Origin of the sequence: Cuniculiplasma divulgatum, assembly GCA_031200235.1 — an archaeon.
Taxonomy (GTDB): Archaea; Thermoplasmatota; Thermoplasmata; order Thermoplasmatales; family Thermoplasmataceae; genus UBA509.
The window spans coordinates 214,665-233,123 of record CP133595.1; the positions used below are offsets into that span (position 1 = coordinate 214,665).

Genomic DNA, 18,459 nt, shown 5'->3' on the forward strand with positions numbered 1-18,459 from the left:
GTTTATGATATATCCCAGACCACACCATTTCCTGGAAAGGCAAAACCTGTTGAAGAAGATGTGAAGGCAACAACCCCATACAATACTCTGAAGAGAATTGCAAAGGAGCACTCTGAGGTGGAGGAATTTCCAATAAATAATGGTTCAAGAGGATATACAGTTCACTCAAGGGAAGGCCAGAAGATTGTTGTAATGAAAATTCCCGGAGAGGATGTGAATGTTCTCCATACACTGATACTTGAGCACCTCTACAGAAATGATATCTCGAGAGGCCTTGCAGGAGCAAGTCTTGACACTCAAACCCGATCTGGAAAGGATCTACCAAAACTGTTTTATGAACAAGACTTACCCAGAACCATTGGTCTGGAAAGGCAATCTTGCGACTCAAAAACTCACTTCCAGAAATTGATTACCTCATTCTTGTGCTGTATAGTACAAATTTAAAGTGTCCTACAAGGAAGTACTTTTTTGCTAGTCTCACTTGCCAATTTCTGTTGAAATTTATATTCTCAGGGTCCGCTTACGACTGATCTCCAGAAACGTACATACGCATTAATTTATGAAATGGCAACATAGGAACCAGAACATACTTCCTTTTCTTGAGTCTCCAAAACAAAGAGCCAACATATTGTAATATATTTTCTCCGATGTAGCAAACTCCGTATAAACAGAGCTCGAGTACTGCAATAATGGAGAAACAACATCAAGGCTAAAATTTAAGTTACGATCTGGTTTTCTTCGCTTTAATGGATCAATGGACATCGCTTAAACAAAGTATGCAGCATCTCCATTTGAACTTAAAAGATTCACTTTCAAATATCATAGGGGTCTATGGTACAAGAACTGCGGGGATACAGTCCCTCATAGTGCAATGTTTAACAGTTGCTGTCTATATTTACCTGACTCTGCTTTATGTTCATAGCAGTCTTTTTTTCTATCCATTTCTAGCACTGTCCACAATACAGACAATAATTACTATCTATTTTTCAATTTTCCTCTTTGGTTACCTGCACTATTTGAAATCGGGGATACTTTACCGGGAAGACAGTCCATACCTCCTCTCGTTTGGAATAATAAAAATAATATTCGGAAGCCCTTTTTCAGGGATAATAGATGTGATGCTATGGACAGAAGTTTCTTCACTATGGTATCGAAAGGACGGCATAACGCGAAATAGTGATATCATAATCTCACTAAGGCAATCCTCTAGTATCATTCTTTTGTGTGTCTTGTTTTTCTTTGCATTGGAGTTTTTTGGGTTGATAATGCCATACTATTATGCATACCTCCTCCTGGCACTTGGTCTGGCGCTCGAAAGTCTTGTGATTTCTATGAAATCACACGATTCTGTTAGTGTCTCGTATGATTCATTTATGCTATTTATGCTGGAAGATTTCTATATTTTTGCTATTTTATTGAATCATTTCATTGGCGACTCTTTGATAGCGGCTATGAGAATAGAACTTTTTTTGATAGTCTTAGCATTTTCAATATTTGATTTCCTTTACTTTCAGTCATATTTTAACTCAACAACAAACGGAAAAGAAGTTTATAATTTCAGAGCTTTTTTAGGAGCCATTGTCATTTTATTTTCAGCCATTTACATTGTCTTACCAACTATTGCTATAGCGTTCGTATCTTTTTTGATCTCAGGGAAACCTGAGTTCCCTCAGGTCACGTGGTCCCTTTCGTCAACAACTACCTTTCTTTCGCTTCTGATCGCTGACGCCTCGGGATATCTTGTTATAGGATACCTGCTCAGTTATATCCTAATTGACCAATTTAAAGGCGTGGACAATTTAAGCTATGAATTTAATTTGTCAACCTTTGTGGAGAAGAAAGTGGATGAAACATTTGAAGCTATATCGGAAAACCTTGATCGGGAATTAGAGAAATCCAAGGAAATGGAGGAGAGAATCAAGGAATTGGAAGAGAGAATCAAGGAATTGGAGAAGGAAAGACAACAATTAATAGCATCAATACGAACGGAATATGAAAGAGGCTTCTTTGACGCTAGTAAAAAAATGAATGATGAATTCAATAGGAATAAAAAAATCATTGAAAAGAACGCCAAGGATGAAATACTTAACCTCCTCTTCGAATTTGACTATGCACCACGGGATGGCCAAAGTAAAAAAACTTTCTTTACAAGAATTAGAAATGGGCTGACCAAGATATACCATCCAGACCATAACATAGGCGCTGACACCAATAGGATTATGCAAATTATTAATGAACACTATGAAAAACTCACAAAGTAGTTATTTCTAAAATATTTCACACATCTCTGGACAGAATACGAAATTTATTATGATTCATGCTGTTCCTTGCCTTATAAATGGCAGCAAAGAGGGTATACACACCTAAGGAGAAACTGAAAATGGCACTTGGGGGCATGTGCGGGAACGGAAATGTAAGCGCGGGGAGAGGGATTCGAACCCTCGCTCTCATTCGAGAAACAGCTTAGCAGGCTGCCGCCGTACCGCTGGGCCATCCCCGCTCAGGAGCTGAAGCGGTCTTGAAGATCGTTGGCAACCTGTTCTAAAATCTCTTCAAAATCCTCATTTTCCAGAGTTATTACTTCACCGGACGGAAGCGTAATTGTTGCATAATACATCTCTCCATCCTTCGAAATCTCCACCTCAGCTAATTTGTCTCCCATGCTACCACAACGTAATTTGTTAGGTCATAATATATTTTTCAGGTTGAAGTGAGTCCAGTATCAAAAATAGAGGATAGGGAAACCAATGCAATAGTGAGTTTTGCATGAAAAGTATAAATATTGGTTGATCCTGCTGGTATCGGAGGTGCTCACCGTTGGTAAACTTCGTGAAGAGACGCGATTACGATGATGATGACGACTACGATGACGACGATGACGACAACTGATCGTAGAAAGATTTTCACGCCTTTTTTATAAATCGAAAATGATTTGCTTTTCAATTGATTATGAACCTGCAGCAGTTATTTGTGGTTGATTTATCGACTTATTATGAATTCCGCGATAAAAATAAGGATGTTACCGCTGAAATGCGCGGTGAAAATTGCCTGAAGCTGCACCGGACACATGTTCAGTTTAATGTAAAATTTAAACAGCCAGGGTGGTAAACCTCATAGGCCAGTTGGAAATAATCCGCATAAAAAATGTGATGCTAATTGGAAGATAATGTGGAAAATCTGTCAGTCTTCGACCAGCTTAATCCCAGGATCAGGGAAATGCTCATAAACAGAGGGATTCTGGATCCTACGGATCCTCAGCAGGATGTGATCCCCCATATACTGAGAGGCGAGAACGTCCTGCTGCTCTCACCCACAGGCAGTGGAAAGACTGAGGCAGCCATACTTCCAATATTCCACAGGATTCTGACTGAAAGGCCGCAACCTGTCTCAACACTATTCATAACTCCCCTCAGGGCGCTTAACCGGGACCTTCTTGACAGGCTCAGGGAATATGGAAGGGAACTTGGCATCCGCGTACAGGTGAGGCACAGCGATATCACCGATGCTGACAGGAGGGAGATAGTAAAGAATCCTGGCGATATTCTCATTACCACTCCAGAATCCCTGCAGATTCTCCTGAACGGGAAGAGGCTCAGGGAGATTGTTTCCCACGTGCGCTATCTTATAGTAGATGAACTGCACGAAACAGCCCAGAATGAACGGGGTTCCCAATTTGCCATTGCGGTGGAACGGCTCCGTGAATTAGCCGGCAACTTCCAGAGAATTGGCCTTTCTGCCACTGTTGGCAATGAGGATGATCTAGCCAGATTCCTTTCTCCTGAAAGTCCCCCATATATTTCTAGGTCAGGGCTGAAGAAACGCATGACCATTCAGATTGGTGTTCCTGCAAAAGCAGACGAGGCAGTGGCTGGCATAATGGGATGCGACGATGGGTATGCTGGTGCCATACTGCACATGTGGGACCTGATCCAGAAGCACAAAGGGACACTGGTTTTTGTCAACACAAGAAGTTCAGCGGAGGATATTGCATTCAGGCTCAGGCTCTACCTTAAGGATCCGCCCATACAGGTGCATCATGGATCCCTGTCCCGGGATGCCAGGGAGAGCGCGGAGAAGGATTTCAAGGCAGGAAAAGTAAAGGCCCTCATATGCACCTCCTCTCTGGAACTGGGAATTGACATAGGATCCGCAGATCTTGTTCTGCAGTTCAATTCCCCAAGGCAGATCAACAAGCTGATACAGAGGGTTGGCAGGTCAGGGCACAGCCTTGAGAAAATCTCTCTGGGAAACATAGTCTGCAGCGACATAATTGAGCTTGAGGAGGCCAGCGCCATAGTATCCTACATAATGGAGGGGCATCTTGAGGATATCGCCATCAGGGAAAATTCCCTTGCAACAATGGCAAACCAGGTCCTGTCGGAAGCCAAATTCGTCAGTGAAATTGATGCTGATCACTTCTTCCAAGTTGTGACCCGTTCCTATCCATTCAGGAATCTCAGCCGGGAGGAGTTCGATTCCACCCTGGATTTTCTTGCACGCACGGGCAAGATATTCTTCCAGGACGGCAGGGTAAGGAAAAGGAGAGGTGTACTCAACTACTTCCTGGAAAACATTTCAATGATACCAAGCGAGAAGAACTTCAAGGTAATAGACCAGATCAACCGGAAATTCATAGGTACGCTGGATGAAAGGTACGTGGTCAATGAGCTGGAGCCCGGATCATATTTCGTCATCCGCGGATCGACATGGAGAACCATAAGGATAGACAAGGACCGGATACTTGTTGAACCGTTCCCCACCGCAGCAATTGCGCCGAAATGGTCCGGGGAGGAGATACCTGTTCTGCTTGATGTAACGGAAAAGGTTTCCCAGAACAGGGAAAACAGGTATGTGCCTGATTTTGTGGAAGAGAATTCCAGACAGCTTCTGGAAGACTGGTATTCCAAGGATTCTGCCACCATGAAGCGCACCGTGATTGAGACCAAGGCCAACGAGATCATTATCCAGGTGCTTCTTGGAACAAAGGGAAACTTCGCGCTTGCTGAAATATTCTCAAGCATCCTGTCCGGAATCACGGGAGAGAGTGTTGAGACTGATTACTCGCCGTACCATTTCTACATAAGGTCGTCCCGCGTCATCAGGTCCAATGACGTCAGGCGGATCATCCTGAGCATTGATCCTGACAGGCTTTATCAGTACATCTCTGGATCAGCAAGGAGATCCCGGTTCTTCAATTCGGTGTTCCTCTATGAAGCCCGCAAGTTCGGCCTCATAGCCAACGACGCCGATATCGGCAGGATAAGGTTTGAGAAGATCGTTGATGCATACTATGACACTCCGGTATACAGGGATTCCATCAGGAAGCTCATCTCTGATTACATGGACCTGGGAACTCTTGAAAAGTACCTCAAGGGAATAAGGTCTGGAGAGATTGAATTTTCCCTGAAGGATGACATCTCCGAAAGCTCCGACGTATTCCTGACCCACTACTCGGAAAGGGTTGCGCCACTGAAACCAACCCGCAGCATACTTGATGCCGTGAAGAAGAGGCTCCTGAACGAGGAGACCATACTCTACTGCACATCCTGCGGCAATGTCCGGACCATGAAGGTGAGGGACATAAAAAGCATACGGTGCCCGGTCTGCGGAAGCTCTCTTGTGGCTTCCCTTTCGCCTTTTGAGAAGAACCTCCTTGATAAATCCAGGGAAGAGGATCCTGACGGAATCAAGACAAGAAAACGCCTGATGAAGAATGCTCACCTTGTGAGGGAGCGGGGCATGCAGGCAATAATAGTAATGGCAGCCAGAGGGATAGGGCCGGAAACGGCCTCACGGCTTCTTGACGTCACCTACCGGAACGAGGATGATCTCATAAGGGCCATTCTTAACGGGGAAATGGATTATGCCAAGACCAGGCGCTTCTGGGACTAGTGGTTCCATGGTAAATGTTAAATTTTGCAACCCATATGTACCATTGCCAATGTCCGGACCAAGAATCCTGAAAATACTTGAAAGGTATCGTCTGAAAAACAACCGTGTGCCAATAATTGTTGAGGGGAGGCACGATATTGACAGCCTCAGGAGAATTGACTTCCCGGGGGAAATAATAACAATAAATTCAGGCAGTTCCCTGGTCACATTCTCTGACAATATCGCCAGGAACTACAGCGAGGTGATACTTCTCCCCGACTTTGACCGCAAGGGGCACCAGATCATGTCGAACCTGGAAAATTTCCTGCACGGGTCTGGATGTTTTGCTGACACGGATCTCTGGAATTCCATCAGGAAGATGATGCCAGTGCGTACCGTGGAGGAACTCCCATTCGCACTGGGCAGGGTTCAGCAGACAGAGAATTAATAGCCATAATGCCATGAAGGTCAATGGCTTCCAACATCAGGATCACGTTCATGGGCACAGGCGGTTCCTGGCCCTCCCCTGGCAGAGGACTGCCTGCAGTTGCAGTGCAGATCGATGACATTACCAATCTTTTAGACTGCGGCGAGGGTACTCAGAAACAGATCATGAAGAGCAAGCTGTCCTTCATGAGCATCCATAATATCTTCATCACACATTTTCATGGCGATCATTTTCTCGGCCTCCTGGGGCTTGTGCAGAGCATGTCATTCAACGGGCGTGACAAGCCCCTTTATATCTTTGGCCCCAGGGGTGCGACAAGGATTCTTTCCAATGCACTGAATGTGGGCTACTTTCGCCTCAGCTACGAGATCCGTGTTGGGGAACTTGAATTCGGAAAGACGTACGATTTCGACAAATTCACTGTGAGCACCATGAGGAATGACCATCCGGTTCCTGCCATGTCATACAGGATTCAGGAAAAGGACCTTGTGAAGATCGACCGATCAAAGGCAGAAGCCCTTAACATACCTGCCAGGCGGCTGGAAGAAATCCGCAGCAATGGCACTGTAGTGATCGATGGCAGGACGGTTTCCATTGATGATATAAGCATGGGCATCAGAAAGGGCAGGTCCATAGTTTATACGGGCGATACAAGACCACTTGAGGAAATGAAGGTTTTTGCCAGAGATGCAGATGTCCTTATTCATGAGACCACAACAGATTCCTCCCTGGAACCCAAGGTGAATGAATTCGGCCATTCATCATCAAGGCAGGCCGCGGAGATCGCCAGGGATGCACACGTCAGGAAATTCTTCCTTTTCCATTACAGCCCCAGATATGAGAATCTGGATGCACTCATTAATGAGGCCAGAAGCATATTTCCAGAATCAGAGCTCAGCCGGGAACTCATGGAATATGATGTCAGGCCCTCTGGTACCATCACGCCTGTTGATGCACAATAATTTCCCGCTCACGGAGCAGATCGGATTCGGCGCTCTCGCAGATGCGCCTGATGGCGCTTTCAGTTCCCTCTGTGAAATGCCTTGCAAGGAAGCCTTTCAAAAGTACCATGGACAGTGAGAGCTTGATCTCCCATCTCACCCTGATCTCTGTTCCGCCGTCAATGCACCTGAGTTCGGTCTTCTTGAAGCCTGAAAATGGGCCGCTGTGGTAGTTCTCCGTACACGTCAGGGATTTCCTGTCGCACAGGTACGACATTTTTCCGTTTCCGGGAAAAGCAAACCTCACCAGAAGCATGCTGCCATCCGACCGGGTTATGCTTCTCATTCCGTGCCAGAATTCAGGAAGCCTCTGCCAGTCGCTTATCTGGTCCATTATCCTGTCCGGGCTGGCTGAAGATTTTCCGGCCACCTGTATTTTGATCTCCCCGACCATGGTGCTACCATACCTAGAGTATATTCCTGCCCTTAACCGTTACTCCCCTTGAACCCTGGTAATTCCCTGATCTCTCTCCGTAGGATTCAGCGGGCCTGGATGACATGTCATGAATAACGAGCTGGGCTATGCGCTCACCCCTGGCCACCGTCACCGGGGACCCGGATGCATTCAGAAAAGAAAGTGTCAGGTTTCCATGGAATCCGGCATCAACTGCCCCGAATGACCCCAGGACACCTTTCCTGGCGTAGGATGATCTTATCCAGATCTGGCCCATGGCATCCTCTGGCATTTTTATGTACTCTATTGTTGAAACCAGAAACTGTGTACCTGCAGGAATCACTGCTTCCCCTGAAATCACATTGCCGGAAACCCATACCTGGTCGATCCTGAGATCGTAGCCGTTTGGCGTAACACTTAACACGTCAAAGTTCTCGCCAATAAGATTTCCTTCCCTTGCAAGTTCAAGGATTTTCCGGTCGCTGTAGACAGACATATTCATCCCAGGGGCTTCGCACCCCTTGCATGGTTAACCCTGAAATAATTATTAAAAGTAATGTAAAGAATCATTGAGGCGAAGAATGAGATGTAATAGCTGATGTCCACGGAACCCAGATAGTAGGCAAGCGGGCCTTCAAATACAGCGCCAGGGCTCATGAAGGGAACTGATATGAGTATGGCCAGCACATATGCAGAAATCCCGGAATATGAAGCCAGCCCCGTGGATCTGTTCCTGCCAGTTATGAAGTAATGTGCGATCAATATGCCCAGCCAAGGCGTTATCCAGTAGTCCAGAATAAACAGGAATGTCTCGTAGAAGCCGTAAAAGTTCCTGTATCCGATTATCCCAAGAGCAAGTGACACAATGACGCCTATGATCAGTGCCCTGTTCCTGGTGAGTCTGGTGATAGCAGTATTCAGCGAAGTGGCGTTTGAAAACAGGTTTATGGCATTTGCAGCAATTCCGCCAAGAAACAGCGATATCATGCCAACCGCAGCGTAAGCGCCCATGTATCTGGCAAGGGCCGTGGCGGGATTGGAGATGTAGGCATGCGCCGATATTGCCACGGCCATCCCGATTATTTCAATCCAGAATGAGGCTATTGCTCCCCCGGCAAATGTGAAACCGAATGATCTCCTGGGCCTGTCAGCCTTCCTTGTGAACCTGGAGTAGTCGGATGCATAGGGTCCCCATGCCATGATGTAGGAGAAGGATGAGGCAAGAGTTATTCCAAATGCAATGAGGGGGCTCAGCCCTGATGGATGATAGGAATATGTTGATGAAAAGGTGGTGAAATATCTTATGCTGATCACAGCAAACATTACTCCCAGCACGACCGACATCGCAACTTCAAATCTCCTGATCCAGTTGTGCCCGGCATATGCCAGAGCAAACACTATGGCGGTCACTATGAATATGGGGATGAGGAATGATACACCGGGAACGATGACATGAAGCGCAAATGATGCCAGAACAAGGTTCACGGTGAGCCAGCCCAGCGTATTGCCCCACTGAAGAACGGCAAGAACCCTTGACCCAAGCTGGCCGAAGGGCCCCAGGCTCAGCGCCATCTGTGGTTTGCCCGTAAGAGCCCCGGTCATGCTCATCATGCCCAGCAGCATGCCCCCAGTTATGTTTCCTATGATCAGTGCCACAACGGCATAATCAACGGGCATGCCCAGTGAGATTGGGATGAAGCCTATGGCGAAGTCACCTATTGTGAGGTTCGCTGCAAACCATATGAAGAAAAGCGATGAGGGTTTCATGGTTCTATTTTTATCATCTTCAGTGGCTATTTGAAAGGTTTTATGCGTATTTTCAGCGAACGTATGTTCGGCAGACATGCATTGGGATGCCATATTCAGTAATAAAAATTTACATTCTTTACATGATATGTATCTGAAAGCAGTAAATTAAAATTAAGAGGATGCACATATCCAATCATGGATGTGGTCCGCAAGGTTGAGGCAGTACTGTATGCTTCTGAATCCCCCATGTCTGCTGGAGACATTTCCTCTGTGATCGGGGAACCCCGGGAAGAGGTCATCAAGGCAATAAAGAAGCTTGCAAGGGACTATTCTGCCCGGGAGACGTGCCTTGCAGTGGCCAGGTCTGGAATAAGGTACAAGCTTCAGCTTAAGAACGAATATTCTGATATCGTTGCTCCCGTTTCAAGAATGGAAATTGACCAGGTCCAGGTCAGGATTCTTGGTTTTGTGGCTGCGAATCCGGGTGCGTTGAGGGGGCAGATTATCCAGAAGTACGGGGAACGATCACGTCCTCTCATCCACGACCTGGTGAAGAGAAAGCTCCTCTCGGAGAAAAGGTACAGGAACACAGAGGCCTTCGACGTGACACGGGAGTTCTACAGGTACTTCAATATAGATCGTGGCGAACTGGTCTCCAGGATCAGAAAGACCGAGGGTGAAGAAAATGCCCAGTAAGATCCTGCTCGTTGGCGGAGGGGGAAGGGAGGATGCAGTGGCCAGGAGAATTGTTGAATCCGGATCCCAGCTCTTTTCCGCCCTTAAGAACAGAAATCCTTCTATAATTTCCCTGTCCACTGACACCCTTATCACTGATGAGCTGAACCATTCTGCAATCCTGGAATTTGCACTGAGAAAAGGTGTGGATCTGGCCTTCATTGGGCCCGATCCCGTGCTGGATACGCCTCTTGCAGATACGCTGATTTCCAGGGGAATTCGTGTGGCATCTCCCACAAGGCTTGCCGCCCGCATAGAGACGTCTAAGGCGTACATGAGGGAGCTTCTTTCCCGCTACGAAATACCCGGAAACATTGAGTATCATGAGGCGAAGTCGGTCCAGGACCTCCGGGAAATGATTCTTGATTCCACTGCTGATTATGCCGTCAAGCCCACCGGCCTTACGGGAGGGAAGGGGGTGAAGGTCATGGGGATTCACCTTGAGACAAGGCAGGATGCCTTCCAGTATGCAAAGGAGGTCCTGGAGCGTGATGGCATTGTGCTCCTTGAGGAGAAGATATCCGGAGAGGAGTTCTCACAGATGGTGTTCACTGACGGAACTCATATAATGCCAATGCCTCTGGCACAGGATTTCAAGCGGGCCTATGAGGGCGACGTGGGACCCAATACCGGTGGGATGGGTTCCATAACAGATTCTGACCACCTGCTTCCATTCATTGATTCCGGAACAAGGGAAAGGGCTCTGCAGATCATATCATCGGTGATTAACGCAATGAGGTCCGAAGGCAATGAGTTCAGGGGAATAATGTACGGCCAGTTCATGAAGACCCCCCATGGCCCGAGGGTTATAGAGATCAACGCCAGATTTGCCGATCCCGAGGGGATAAACGTGCTCAGCATATCTTCCGGCAACTTCACAGAAATGCTGTATTCCATAGCCGATGGAAATCTCAGGAAAAGCGTTGATTTCAGGAATTCCGCAACGGTCCTGAAGTATGTTGTACCGGTTGGATACGGAACGGCCCCCAGGCCGGGAAAACTTGAAATTGAAAGAAATTTTGAGAATGAGAACCTGAAGGTCTATTATGCGGCCGTCTCGGGGACCAGGGAGAATGTTGTCATGTCATCATCCAGGGCACTTGCGGTTGTGGGCATCGCTGACCACATCTGGGATGCATCGGATATCGTGGAAAGCGGCCTGAAGAAAATTCATGGCGAATATTACGTCCGCCACGATATAGGAACCAGGGACATGATCCAGAAGAAGATCAGCCAATCCTGATTCGGCCGAATATCCTGGGAGACCTGTTGGGCGTTGACACAACCAGGGTATTCTTTATTTTGAGTATGGGTTTCTCAAGCTGGACGCTGGATTTATCCACCATTCCGCGCTGGTACCTCATCTCATCTGAAACGAATATCTCCTGCACATCATCCGCATTAAGTTTTGAGAATGGGCTTATCTCCAGCTTCCCGTTGAATGAGCTGAGGTACTGGAAAGGCGTATCAGACAGGAACATCCCCCTCTCCAGCTCGTCCGAATCAATGTTCTTCAGCGCAAGGCCCACACGGACACCGCTCTGGGCGGATTCCTGATCCTCGTCCTGCACCTGGATGGACCTTACCTGGACTTCCTTGTCTGCATAGGAGCAGATAAGTTTCTGGTGTTTCTCAACCTGCCCTCCAAGGACAAAGCCAAGTGCAACTGTGCCAACACTCTTCACCTTGAAGAAGTGATCTATGAGAACCATTGTGTTCTGGAACCTTGGCACATGCTTCTCCTTATCCAGTTCAGGCAGAAGCTCCATGGGATTGCCCGAGAAGAAGCCGAAATTTCTCATTGTGGTGTTTGCTGTCATTTTCTTTATGACATCAATCTTATCCGGGTTGCTCACCAGGAAATAACCCCTGCTTATGCCCATCAGGTCCATGGCCACCACAACTTCCCCGAAATCCCTGTTGATCATATCTGCATTCACGACTGCTATGTCAGCAGGATACATGGCGTCGGTAAGGGATGAGACCTTCTCCGGGAAACGTGATGGGGACAGGAAAGTGTAAACGTTCTCGCCATCTTTCCTGTGGTAGAGGGTGATATCGCTTTCCGTACCCTTCTTTGCAACAACCTTCAGGAAATCGGCGGCATCATACGTGAATACTGTGAGATTCTTTATCATTTCAGGTCACCTCATTCATTACAAGCCTGCAGACGCTGTCGACCAAGCTGTCTCCGTCATCTGGAAGGCCTGTTCTGTGGTAATCCATTCCCATTTCCTTAACCTTTCCCCCGAACTCCAGATCCAGATCGTACAGGATCTCAAGGTGCTCATACAGGAAGCCTATGGGAACTGCCAGCAGTGATCTGTAGCCCTTGGCCATGATATTTTCCAGGACCTCATAAATTGACGGCTCCAGCCATCTGTTCCCGTATTTCCCCCTGCTCTGGTAACCCGCGAAGTACTCCTGAAGGCCCGCTTCCTCTGCAGTGCTGCGTGAAGCTGACATGAAGGCAGCATTGTAGTCATCCTCTTTCTCCCTGAATAATGGAAGGCTGTGCGCGTCAAAAAGAACTGCATCGCCTTTCCAGTAATTCTTCCTGACCAGAGGTGCCCATATATCTGCCAGTACATCAGAGGGAATGCCGTTGATGAATCTGATCTCCGGGTTCAGGTTCCTTCTGGACAGTGCCTTTTCCAGAGGATCCAGATACGATCCCTTGACGCCACCCGATGGGAACGGAAAAAGCGGGAAAGCTACAATTTTATCCGTGTTGCTGATGGACAGCGACGATATTGATTGGTCCAGCCATGGACTCCAGTGCTTGTTGCCCAGGATCACGTCAATCTCGCCGCCCTGAGAGAGTTTTGCACTGATCTTCCTGACAAGGCTGTCAACTATTGCGTTTGATGGCGATATTCCACCAACCATGGCATATTTTTCCGTGTTTTCTCTTGTTGCATACTCTGGCACAGGTTTTCCCTCATATATGCCCTGCAAATATGCAGGAACATCCTCCATTCTTGTGGGGCTTCCGTATGCCATGAGAATTACGTGAATCAATTCAGTCTCCCCTCAGGGCATGACCGCAAGCCAGAGTGCGCCTGCAGCCGGCCAAAGTGATGCTTATACTGGATATACCGAAACATTATTTCCATAGCCGCTGTGCTCCTGAGTCTTCCGAAGAAAATGGAAATTCCCCGGAATTTTCACTGGGCAATTGCCCGCAGCTGCCCTATGAGTTCATTCTCAACATGCTCTGTGAAGAGAATCTCGGGTATGTCCACCACCAGAAACAGCTCTGAAAGAAGGAGTGTTTCGATTGCGGTTATGGCAAGGTTCTTCAGTAATTTTCCAACGCCCACTTCCACCTGAATCTGGCCGGGTGCCGTGGCATCAAACTTGAATGTGAGTGCCCTGTCGGCGGCAACAAGATCCCTTAGAATACCGGGCTTTTGCGCCTGCACAATTCCCTGATCACCCTGCACATTGCTCTGTACCTTCCATCCCTGGCTCTGCAGGAACTGTTGAAAACCTGTGGCAACATCACTGAGGCTCTTGCTGCTTGTTAGGCTGAAATTCTTCTTAAAAAATCCCATCTGTGCGTATATCAATTTCTTATTTTATGGTTTACTGATTTTGAAGCTGATATTCCATTATTGTTGAATCAGATGAATCAGGGGGAAGGGGATCAGAATCTTCGCTCAACTGCATGGATCTTTCTGGTCAGTTCCAGCAGTGTTTCAGGCCTGGTGTTGGGAAGTACACCATGGCCAAGGTTGAATATGTAATTATCACGATCTGCCATGGACATGGCTATTGAAAGCCCTTCGCGCATTGCCAGGTCAGGTGCGTTCTCCACCATGGAAGGATCCAGGTTTCCCTGAAGCCCAACTTCACTGCCAATGGATCTGCCAACTTCTGAAAGCTCAACCCTCCAGTCCAGGCTCAGAAAGTTGAATCCTGCGGTTGACAGGATCTGATGCATTGAGCCTGTCTGTGTGCTGAAGTAAATCACCGGTATCTTATTTCCAATGGCAGAAGTTATCTGTTCCAGATACCTTTCTGAATAAATTGAAAGCTGCCTTGGCGAAAGATATCCCGCCCAGCTGTCGAAGATCTGTATTGCATCGGCCCCGGATTTCCATTGAGACAGTGCATTTTCTATGACCATGTCGGTGACCATCTGCATGAGTCTTAGAAAACCTGGATCGCCAGAGAAAATCAGCTTCTTTGTCAGATACAGATCCCTGTCGGGGCGTCCTCCTGCCAGATAAGATGCTATTGTGAGCGGCCCCCCTGAAAAGCCTATTACTGGCACTGAAGATCTTGATGCCTTTATGCGCCTTATTGATTCATAGGTCGAATAACCATATTCAGCGGAACTGAATTCGTTGATTGAACGCATTGAGGGGTCTGAAACGTATGAGTTCTTTATGGACGGCCCAACACCTTCAACAAAATCAATGGCAAATCCCATGGATTCTGCCGGGAGAATTATGTCAGAGAATATGATGGCAGCATCCACTCCAAGCCTGTCAACAGGTTCCAGAGTAATCCGGATGGTTGTGTCGGCATCCCTGCACATGTCCTTCATGGACATACCTCGCCTTATCTCCGTGTAACCTGGAAGATACCTGCCAGCCTGCCTCATATACCAGACCGGAATTGTCTCGTGGGAATCACCCTTAAGCGCAGACAGGAAGCTGTTCAATTGCAATTACCCCATTGCATGATCAAGGCCTTGTTCTCCTGATTGTCCTTGGGTAAGGTATGGCATCCCTTATGGTTTCCTGCTTCATGATCCACCATGCCAGCCTGTCCAGGCCAAGGCCAAAACCTGAGTGCGGCACACTGCCGTACCTTCTCAGATCAAGGTACCAGTAATAATCCCTGGTGTCGAGGTTGCTCTCGGCCATTCTCTGCTCAAGCTGTTTCAGGTCCCAGATCCTTTCTCCTCCCCCAAGAATCTCGCCATACCCCTCTGGTGCCAGAAGATCATGGCAAAGTATCTCCTCTGGATTTTCTGGATCAGGCATGTGATAGAATGTTTTCAGCGAACGCGGGAAATGAGTGACGAAGACTGGCTTGTCGAAATGAACCATGATGTCTCTTTCCTCGTCTGCGCCCAGATCATCGCCATACTTCAGGTTGAGTCCCCATCCCTGTGCCATCTTCATCAAATCAGCATACCTGATTCTCTGGAATGGTGCCTTTATATTCCTGAGGAAATCAATGTCTCTGCCGAGAAGCTTGAGTTCTTCCTCATTTTCTTCAACAACCTTTGCCACAATATACTCAATCATTTTCTCTTCGATCTGCATCATTTCCTCATTGCCGATCCACGCCACCTCTGCCTCGGCATGCCAGTATTCCGTGAGATGCCGCCTGGTCCTGGATTTCTCTGCCCTGAAACTTGGAGATACTGTAAATACCTTCTCCAGACTGAAAATGAATGCTTCCAGATAGAACTGGGAACTCTGTGTGAGGCTGACCTCTTCCCCAAAGAACGGGACCTTGAAGAGCGTTGATCCACCTTCCGTTGCGGTGGATACCATTATTGGAGGCTGGACCTGGTAATATCCGTTTCCATAGTAAAAATCATTGAAAGCCTTGAATATGGTGGACCTGATCTTGAGAACAGCCGTGAATTCCCGGCTCCTCAGCCACAGGTGCCTGTTGTCCAGGAGAAACTCTTCACCCAGATCCCTTGAAATGGGAAAACTATCGTTCCTCTGATATATTCTGTAGGATTTGATCTCCACCTCGTACCCTGTTACAGCACGCTTGTCTTCCTTCACTATTCCGGATACTTCGAGGCTGCTTTCGACGGTCAGGTTGGAAAGCTCCTTGTGCTGTTCTTCACTGAGGCTCTTGGTGCTGGAAAGAAGCTGAACAATCCCGGTTGAATCCCTGAGAACTATGAAGGTAAGCTTGCCGCTGGTCCTTATTCTGTAGACCCAGCCGTGCAGGGTCACCTCCTTTCCCAACTGACTTTCATTGAGTGTCTGTGCTATACTTTGCATCCGCATTTTATGTCAGACTTTGTAAATAACTTTTCTGAAGGAACTCAATGATCCGGAAGAATTGCAAGATGGTTGATGAGAGTGATTTCCCTCAATTTGGATAATTTCTATTCTGCCATGTGCATATCTTCCGGGATCCGGACCTTCAATGGATAGATATACGTCTGAGGTAGAGATTCAACAAATTCCATGTTGATTCCAGAGCTTCTGAGCCTTGTGAGTGCACGATGATAGGTTGACCTGGCTATATCCTCTCTATTGGTTTGCCACTGGACACCGGCGACGGCCAGCAGGGTGAGGCCATGGAAGTACTCCCTGAAGTTACTGTGTGAAATATGCCAGATGTCCTCCAGCAGTTCATGGGTTTCCCAGTATCGTTCTTTGCCAATGAGCCAGTTTGCTATGAAGATTGCCGTTTGCGTACTTTTTTCATTGTATGCTGGCTTATTATTTTCATCTGAAATCAGCTGGGTAAAAACAAAGAAAGAAAGATTTTCCAGGCTAAGATTTGCCATATTAATCTCTTCCCTGGTCTGGAAATCAATCTCTGTGCAATCTGTGTGGTTTCTTGCCATTATATAGAAAGCTCCTGCACTTTCAAGTTTTTCTATCAGCTTGCTTGTTTCAGCCTGCACCACTATCAAGTACCGTACCAATTCGCTCCTTTATTTCCTTTCAACTTAAATGCATTGCAGTTGTTGCAATATGAAAAGATGGCAAATTTAATGTGTGGATAAATATTCTGGATTTCCCTGAAAGGGAAACTGGATAGGTGGCAGAGCGGTCATGCGTGGGACTGCAGATCCCATCTAATAGGGTTCAACTCCCTACCTATCCTTATACTGCTGTAAAACACCAAAAAGAGGCTTAATATGTCTATTCACTTGATCCAACAACGTTCGCGTTGACTGAATTCAGAAAATCTTATCTGATCCTGTTTGCTTTAAATCAATTTCATGAATTTTCTGATACTTAGTTTCAGATAGCTTGTAAATTTTTAGCGACTTTACAATGAACGGTTGAAAGTCGTGAAGACAATTATTTGCAAGTTTTTTCATTTCTGACAGTTCAACTTCACTCATTCCGAATTCTTTCGACCCTAATGTCAAATGTGGCTCATAAAGGTCAAGCTCGTAGTATCTTCTGCTATTTTCAGGATTGGGGGAGATCGCTTCCACAATCTTCCGGTGCAATACGTGAATTCTATCGGATTCTACACCAAGATATACAACAGATTTTCCAAAGGATTTTACACCCTTTAATGACAAATTAAACATTGCGAAGTTCCTGCAAATTGTTTTTATAGAATCTATCCAGTATTCATCTTCATTCAGACCGGCCTGGGATTTAACAGTGATGTGGGGCTCCACAAAATCTGGTAAGGCATTATTTGGCCAACTTCTTTGGAATCGCGTTATTATTTCTCCATATTCCTTCGAGGGTGTGATAGCAATAAAATATTCCACGCTCAAGTGATACGCATAGATGTCTAATATTTTCACTAAGTTATCGCAACGAATCTTCAAAGAACGGCAGTAATATTTTCCAACGTATTATTCCTGAGTTGCTTGTATAAAAATGATCAACAAACTATCATTAGAGAATTGTTCGAGAAAAATCAACGTAAATAACTTTTGTTTTGTGTCAAAATCAAGAATTTCAAAATCTAGAAAATCCTCCTGACGGGTGATCAAATCATTCAATTCAACATGTTATTCCCTTACACAATACTTAAATCAATGTTTTGAATTCATTTTAGTGAAATTTACAGTTATACTTGAACCACAGAAAGATGGGGGGTTTACGGTGAGTGTACCAGCACTCCCTGGTTGCATCTCTGAAGGGGAGAATAGAGAAGAAGCTCTCAAAAATATCAAGGAAGCAATAGAATTATATTTGGAAGTTTTAAAAGAAGACGGAAAACCTATACCCCAGGATGTTGGCGAGGAAGTCCTTCTGGATGCCTAAACTTCCAGTTGTATCTGGAGAAGTTGTAATCAAAGCACTCTCCAAAAGAGGTTTCATTTTAAGAAAAGGAAAAGGTGATCACGTTATAATCCAGAGCAAAGATGGATACAGGAACATAGTTGTTCCATTGCATAAAGAACTGAAGCCGGGAACCTTAAGAGCAATTATTAAACAATCCGGTCTAACTGTAGAAGATTTTGTGAATCTATTATGATGAAGTTAGCCGAAATATTGTTTGGTATCCACGTAATCAAATAATCGAATTACCACCTATCCTTGTGCAATTGTCATTGAATATTAACAATGTTG

At 46.3% G+C, this 18,459-nt stretch carries 20 protein-coding genes and 2 tRNA genes; 10 read left to right on the top strand and 12 right to left on the bottom strand.

Going from position 1 to position 18,459, the window contains the following annotated elements; genetic code table 11:
- Positions 1-60: 60 nt before the first annotated feature.
- On the top strand, positions 61-444 hold the full coding sequence (locus tag RE469_01135) for a hypothetical protein (GenBank protein ID WMT44820.1): 384 nt from the start codon (positions 61-63) through the stop codon (positions 442-444).
- 1,007 nt (positions 445-1,451) lie between these two features.
- Positions 1,452-2,261 carry a hypothetical protein gene (locus RE469_01140; protein WMT44821.1) on the top strand — a complete coding sequence of 270 codons (810 nt, stop codon included), beginning with the start codon at positions 1,452-1,454 and terminating at the stop codon, positions 2,259-2,261.
- Between the two features lie 157 nt (positions 2,262-2,418).
- Here the strand turns inward: RE469_01140 and RE469_01145 are convergent.
- Positions 2,419-2,500 (bottom strand) — tRNA-Ser (locus RE469_01145).
- Positions 2,501-2,662 carry a hypothetical protein gene (locus RE469_01150; GenBank protein ID WMT44822.1) on the bottom strand — a complete coding sequence of 54 codons (162 nt, stop codon included), beginning with the start codon at positions 2,660-2,662 and terminating at the stop codon, positions 2,501-2,503.
- Positions 2,663-3,156: 494 nt separating this feature from the next.
- On the opposite strand from RE469_01150, the gene RE469_01155 reads away from it, so the two are divergent.
- The 3 genes from RE469_01155 to rnz are packed head-to-tail and all read left to right on the top strand — an operon-like array spanning position 3,157 to position 7,281.
- Entirely contained in the window at positions 3,157-5,892 is a 2,736-nt protein-coding gene (locus RE469_01155; protein WMT44823.1) for a DEAD/DEAH box helicase, read from the top strand.
- A gap of 49 nt (positions 5,893-5,941) precedes the next feature.
- Positions 5,942-6,319 (top strand): hypothetical protein, encoded by a 378-nt coding sequence (locus RE469_01160; protein ID WMT44824.1) that lies wholly within the window; start codon positions 5,942-5,944, stop codon positions 6,317-6,319.
- A 23-nt stretch (positions 6,320-6,342) separates the two neighbouring features.
- Entirely contained in the window at positions 6,343-7,281 is a 939-nt protein-coding gene (rnz, locus tag RE469_01165; GenBank protein WMT44825.1) for a ribonuclease Z, read from the top strand.
- Here the strand turns inward: rnz and RE469_01170 are convergent.
- The 3 genes from RE469_01170 to RE469_01180 are packed head-to-tail and all read right to left on the bottom strand — an operon-like array spanning position 7,259 to position 9,559.
- Complete coding sequence (locus RE469_01170) at positions 7,259-7,714, bottom strand: SRPBCC family protein (GenBank protein WMT44826.1); 456 nt, start codon at positions 7,712-7,714, stop codon at positions 7,259-7,261. The genes rnz and RE469_01170 overlap by 23 nt on opposite strands.
- Positions 7,715-7,727: 13 nt before the next feature.
- Positions 7,728-8,216: a dCTP deaminase gene (dcd, locus tag RE469_01175; GenBank protein WMT44827.1), complete on the bottom strand. Its 489-nt coding sequence runs from the start codon at positions 8,214-8,216 to the stop codon at positions 7,728-7,730.
- Positions 8,213-9,559 carry a cytosine permease gene (locus tag RE469_01180; GenBank protein WMT44828.1) on the bottom strand — a complete coding sequence of 449 codons (1,347 nt, stop codon included), beginning with the start codon at positions 9,557-9,559 and terminating at the stop codon, positions 8,213-8,215. Before RE469_01180 ends, dcd begins: the two co-directional genes overlap by 4 nt.
- Positions 9,560-9,658: 99 nt before the next feature.
- Here RE469_01180 and RE469_01185 point away from each other — a divergent pair, with 99 nt between their 5' ends.
- Together RE469_01185 and purD are read left to right on the top strand one after the other, a co-directional pair.
- Positions 9,659-10,159 carry an SMC-Scp complex subunit ScpB gene (locus RE469_01185; GenBank protein WMT44829.1) on the top strand — a complete coding sequence of 167 codons (501 nt, stop codon included), beginning with the start codon at positions 9,659-9,661 and terminating at the stop codon, positions 10,157-10,159.
- Positions 10,149-11,441 carry a phosphoribosylamine--glycine ligase gene (gene purD / locus RE469_01190; GenBank protein WMT44830.1) on the top strand — a complete coding sequence of 431 codons (1,293 nt, stop codon included), beginning with the start codon at positions 10,149-10,151 and terminating at the stop codon, positions 11,439-11,441. The genes RE469_01185 and purD overlap by 11 nt, the downstream gene beginning before the upstream one ends.
- Here the strand turns inward: purD and RE469_01195 are convergent.
- The 6 genes from RE469_01195 to RE469_01220 form a co-directional block, all read right to left on the bottom strand.
- The gene (locus RE469_01195) at positions 11,428-12,336 is read right to left on the bottom strand and encodes an EF-Tu/IF-2/RF-3 family GTPase (protein WMT44831.1); all 909 of its coding nucleotides are present in this window, start codon (positions 12,334-12,336) and stop codon (positions 11,428-11,430) included. The two genes, purD and RE469_01195, sit on opposite strands and share 14 nt — an antisense overlap.
- 1 nt (position 12,337) lies before the next feature.
- Positions 12,338-13,219, bottom strand: coding sequence for a ferrochelatase (locus RE469_01200; protein ID WMT44832.1), 882 nt, complete (start codon positions 13,217-13,219; stop codon positions 12,338-12,340).
- A gap of 146 nt (positions 13,220-13,365) precedes the next feature.
- A complete protein-coding gene (locus RE469_01205) occupies positions 13,366-13,755 on the bottom strand; it encodes a hypothetical protein (protein WMT44833.1) in 390 nt (129 codons plus the stop codon).
- Between the two features lie 92 nt (positions 13,756-13,847).
- The gene (gene hemE / locus RE469_01210) at positions 13,848-14,870 is read right to left on the bottom strand and encodes a uroporphyrinogen decarboxylase (protein WMT44834.1); all 1,023 of its coding nucleotides are present in this window, start codon (positions 14,868-14,870) and stop codon (positions 13,848-13,850) included.
- 22 nt (positions 14,871-14,892) lie between these two features.
- Positions 14,893-16,182, bottom strand: coding sequence for an asparagine--tRNA ligase (gene asnS, locus RE469_01215; protein WMT44835.1), 1,290 nt, complete (start codon positions 16,180-16,182; stop codon positions 14,893-14,895).
- Positions 16,183-16,289: 107 nt separating this feature from the next.
- Positions 16,290-16,838 (bottom strand): DUF309 domain-containing protein, encoded by a 549-nt coding sequence (locus RE469_01220; GenBank protein ID WMT44836.1) that lies wholly within the window; start codon positions 16,836-16,838, stop codon positions 16,290-16,292.
- A gap of 110 nt (positions 16,839-16,948) precedes the next feature.
- Here RE469_01220 and RE469_01225 point away from each other — a divergent pair.
- Positions 16,949-17,020: transfer RNA gene (locus RE469_01225), tRNA-Cys, on the top strand.
- 76 nt (positions 17,021-17,096) lie between these two features.
- Here RE469_01225 and RE469_01230 read toward each other — a convergent pair.
- A complete protein-coding gene (locus tag RE469_01230; GenBank protein ID WMT45665.1) occupies positions 17,097-17,648 on the bottom strand; it encodes a 2'-5' RNA ligase family protein in 552 nt (183 codons plus the stop codon).
- 292 nt (positions 17,649-17,940) lie between these two features.
- On the opposite strand from RE469_01230, the gene RE469_01235 reads away from it, so the two are divergent.
- On the top strand, positions 17,941-18,150 hold the full coding sequence (locus RE469_01235; protein WMT44837.1) for a type II toxin-antitoxin system HicB family antitoxin: 210 nt from the start codon (positions 17,941-17,943) through the stop codon (positions 18,148-18,150).
- Positions 18,143-18,364, top strand: coding sequence for a type II toxin-antitoxin system HicA family toxin (locus tag RE469_01240; protein ID WMT44838.1), 222 nt, complete (start codon positions 18,143-18,145; stop codon positions 18,362-18,364). Before RE469_01235 ends, RE469_01240 begins: the two co-directional genes overlap by 8 nt.
- Positions 18,365-18,459 lie beyond the last annotated feature (95 nt).

What these genes read in the sequence shown, in the direction of transcription:
- RE469_01140 (WMT44821.1), top strand. Translation starts at nt 1,452, where the DNA reads ATGAGAATAGAACTTTTTTTGATAGTCTTAGCATTTTCAATATTTGAT.
- RE469_01150 (WMT44822.1), bottom strand. Translation starts at nt 2,662, where the DNA reads ATGGGAGACAAATTAGCTGAGGTGGAGATTTCGAAGGATGGAGAGATG.
- RE469_01160 (WMT44824.1), top strand. Translation starts at nt 5,942, where the DNA reads ATGTCCGGACCAAGAATCCTGAAAATACTTGAAAGGTATCGTCTGAAA.
- rnz (WMT44825.1), top strand. Translation starts at nt 6,343, where the DNA reads ATGGCTTCCAACATCAGGATCACGTTCATGGGCACAGGCGGTTCCTGG.
- RE469_01170 (WMT44826.1), bottom strand. Translation starts at nt 7,714, where the DNA reads ATGGTCGGGGAGATCAAAATACAGGTGGCCGGAAAATCTTCAGCCAGC.
- dcd (WMT44827.1), bottom strand. Translation starts at nt 8,216, where the DNA reads ATGAATATGTCTGTCTACAGCGACCGGAAAATCCTTGAACTTGCAAGG.
- RE469_01180 (WMT44828.1), bottom strand. Translation starts at nt 9,559, where the DNA reads ATGTCTGCCGAACATACGTTCGCTGAAAATACGCATAAAACCTTTCAA.
- RE469_01185 (WMT44829.1), top strand. Translation starts at nt 9,659, where the DNA reads ATGGATGTGGTCCGCAAGGTTGAGGCAGTACTGTATGCTTCTGAATCC.
- purD (WMT44830.1), top strand. Translation starts at nt 10,149, where the DNA reads ATGCCCAGTAAGATCCTGCTCGTTGGCGGAGGGGGAAGGGAGGATGCA.
- RE469_01195 (WMT44831.1), bottom strand. Translation starts at nt 12,336, where the DNA reads ATGATAAAGAATCTCACAGTATTCACGTATGATGCCGCCGATTTCCTG.
- RE469_01205 (WMT44833.1), bottom strand. Translation starts at nt 13,755, where the DNA reads ATGGGATTTTTTAAGAAGAATTTCAGCCTAACAAGCAGCAAGAGCCTC.
- asnS (WMT44835.1), bottom strand. Translation starts at nt 16,182, where the DNA reads ATGCAAAGTATAGCACAGACACTCAATGAAAGTCAGTTGGGAAAGGAG.
- RE469_01240 (WMT44838.1), top strand. Translation starts at nt 18,143, where the DNA reads ATGCCTAAACTTCCAGTTGTATCTGGAGAAGTTGTAATCAAAGCACTC.